General features: G+C 29.9%; 2 protein-coding genes and 3 tRNA genes. All 5 read right to left on the minus strand.

Translation table 11 applies throughout. The features are described from left to right. Nucleotides 1-10 precede the first annotated feature (10 nt). Nucleotides 11-86, minus strand: a tRNA-Phe gene (locus tag SOR77_RS05220). 35 nt (nt 87-121) lie between these two features. Continuing rightward, nucleotides 122-198, minus strand: a tRNA-Ile gene (locus SOR77_RS05225). 7 nt (nt 199-205) lie between these two features. Next, a tRNA-Ser gene (locus SOR77_RS05230) sits at nt 206-296 on the minus strand. Nucleotides 297-456: 160 nt separating this feature from the next. Further along, a complete protein-coding gene (locus SOR77_RS05235) occupies nt 457-786 on the minus strand; it encodes a hypothetical protein (RefSeq protein WP_320636118.1) in 330 nt (109 codons plus the stop codon). Between the two features lie 185 nt (nt 787-971). After that, nucleotides 972-2,768 carry a homoserine O-acetyltransferase/O-succinyltransferase family protein gene (locus tag SOR77_RS05240; protein WP_320636119.1) on the minus strand — a complete coding sequence of 599 codons (1,797 nt, stop codon included), beginning with the start codon at nt 2,766-2,768 and terminating at the stop codon, nt 972-974. Between the last annotated feature and the right edge of the window lie 200 nt (nt 2,769-2,968).

Consider the following 2,968-nt stretch of genomic DNA (forward strand, 5'->3'; position numbering starts at 1 on the left):
TTGTATCCTTTGGTGCCCAGAGCCGGAATCGAACCAGCGACACGAGGATTTTCAGTCCTCTGCTCTACCGACTGAGCTATCTGGGCAAAATGGTTTGGGTTATTATATTTAAAAAATATAATGGTGGGCCTTCGGGGACTCGAACCCAGGACCTACCGGTTATGAGCCGGGCGCTCTAACCAACTGAGCTAAAGGCCCAAACCATTGGCGGAGAAGGAGGGATTTGAACCCTCGCGGCCCTTTCGAACCCTACTCCCTTAGCAGGGGAGCCTCTTCAGCCACTTGAGTACTTCTCCAATCCATCTTAACGACGAATTACTTTAATTATTATAATAAACCTTTATCATCTTGTCAACACTTTTTGAAATTTTTTTAAATTCATCTTTTAGCTTTATTTAATTTGTAAAATCATATAAAACTTTTTACTTCACCTTAAATGTATATTTTTATTTTCATTTATCGACACAATTTTAACTTCATTGTTTTAATAAAATATACTCCTGAAGGCATAAAATCTCCTTCTTCTAGATTTGCTCCCAACACATGCTCTATGTATATTTTTTCATAATCCTTATAACTATCATTTTCACATAACTCGCTCCTAGAAATAAATTTAAAATTATTTCCTGTACTTCTTACAGAAAAAATTATAGGACTTTCTTTTTTCAATAATATTACTTCTTGCATATGTGCATCAAAGTCTTTGTTAAAAGTAGATTTTGATTCCAATTTATCGTTTAAAAAATAGTTAGGTTTTAATTCATCTTTCTTGGCATGAAAGAACACATAAATTATTAGAAAAAAATACCACTATAATTTTAAGTAAAGCTTTAACTGATTTTTTAAACTTACCACTATTCATACTCAACTCATCCTGTTTATATAAATAAAGAATTATGTTTAACTATAGTTAAACATAAAAATATGTTAAAGACTTACAGTTATTTTATCTCATCTTATAATTTAGATAATTAATCTTTTATTATTGTGCCTTCTCCATCAGGATTATTTGTATTTAAAATTCTTATAGTTATATTCTTATTTTTTACAGGTTCTATAGCATCTCTTTGATATACTTGTGCTCCTGAGTCAATTATATCTGTCAATTCTTTATAGTTCATACTTTTAATAATTTTAGCATCCGCATTAATTCTTGGATCGTCAGTCATTACACCATTCACATCAGTCCAATTTTCATATATTTCTGAATCTAATGCGCTCGCTATTATAGATCCTGTATAATCTGATCCACCTCTTTTAAATGTCCTTATATTTCCCAATTCATCGCTTCCATAATATCCTGGTACAACGACTTTAGACTTAGATTTGATTATATTTGATATTTTTTCATAACTTTTTTCAAGATTTACATTATCTTCTTCACCAAATATGATAAGGTCTTTTGCATCTATAAACTCATAATTCAAATAATTAGCCATTATTTTTGCATTTAGGTATTCTCCTCTACTTACTATAAAATCTTTTGATGTAGAGCTTTCTATAGCTTTAAATACAACATCAATTTCAGGAGTACATCTCTCTTCTATCCCCAAATCTTTTGCAATTCCATAAAAACGAGTTTTCAACTCAGATAAGTTTTCATTTAAATCATCATTCTTTTTTAATAACTCAATTTCCAATTTCTTAATTAGCTTTTCAATATCTTTTGTTTCTGTATTTAACTCAGCAACATTTATTAATCTATCAGTAACTTTTACATCTTTGCTATATCTTTTCCCGGGTGCTGAAACAACTACAACATCACTCTCGCTTTTAGATGTGATTATATTTTTAACTTTTGAAAATTGTTTTGCATTACTTAGTGAAGAACCTCCAAATTTAGCAACTTTTTTATTCTTAATTTCTTCAATATTGTAAGGTGTTTCTTGATATACACAATAGTTCAGCCAATTAGAAAAAAATAAATTTCCAGCTGACCTCCAAGTTACTTTTATCCCCTTTGATATATCATTTTCTTTATAATAATTTACAGGCATATCAATTTTTATATTTTTATCTAAATCTCTTCTATACTCATTATTTAAAGTCTCTTTGTCATATTCCCAATGACCAAAGTTAAATATAAACCTATGATCTTCGCTCGCTATAAGTCCTACTCCTGTATCTTCTCTCTCAGCTAAAATATTTAGTTCTTCTATATCTTTTAACTGCTCAGATTTTACATAAGTGTATCTTGATGTTGGAACGCTAAATTCATCATCAAATCCTTTTAATATTTTATCGTCTTTTTTCTTTTCAAACTCAAACACTCCAAAGATCTTATTTTCTGACAAATTATGTTCTACGTTATAATAATGATATAGTGCAGCTTGTGCTGACCAACATATAAACATAGTTGAAAATACATTTTCTTTTGCATAGTCCAAAATTTCTTTTAATTCATCCCAATATATAATCTTTTCATATTCTAACTTTTCAACAGGTGCTCCTGTTATAATCATTGCATCATATTTTTCATGTTTTATTTCATTAAATGTCTTATAAAACTTATTCAAATGTTCAGCTTCTATATTTTTAGGCTCGTAAGATCCCATTCTTATTAAATTTATATTGATTTGTAGAGATGTGTTAGAAAGCATTTTTATAAATTGCAACTCAGTTTCTCTCTTCTTAGGCATGAGATTTACAATAGCCACTTTCAAAGGTCTTATATCTTGACTAGACGCTCTTTGTTCGTCCATTGTAAATATTCTCTCTCTTTTTAACGTTTCTTCTCCAATTAAATTTTTAGGTATTATTAATGGCATCTTATCCTCCAAAACTTGTAATCTAATTTATTATTTAGTTACATCTCCAATTTTAAAACAAAAAAGAGCCCTCGTATAAGGACGAAAGCTCGTGTTACCACCTTAATTTTTCACTAGCTTGCACTAATGAACTCAATAGGTATCTATCAATACCCTCTGCTGTAACGGGCAATCCCGTACTCGCCTAACTTTAGCTTAGC

The organism is Peptoniphilus sp. (assembly GCF_034090345.1).
Taxonomy (GTDB): domain Bacteria; phylum Bacillota; class Clostridia; order Tissierellales; family Peptoniphilaceae; genus Peptoniphilus.

Excerpts from the sequence above, each read along its gene's own strand:
- SOR77_RS05240 (WP_320636119.1), bottom strand. The coding sequence starts at position 2,768 with ATGCCATTAATAATACCTAAAAATTTAATTGGAGAAGAAACGTTAAAA.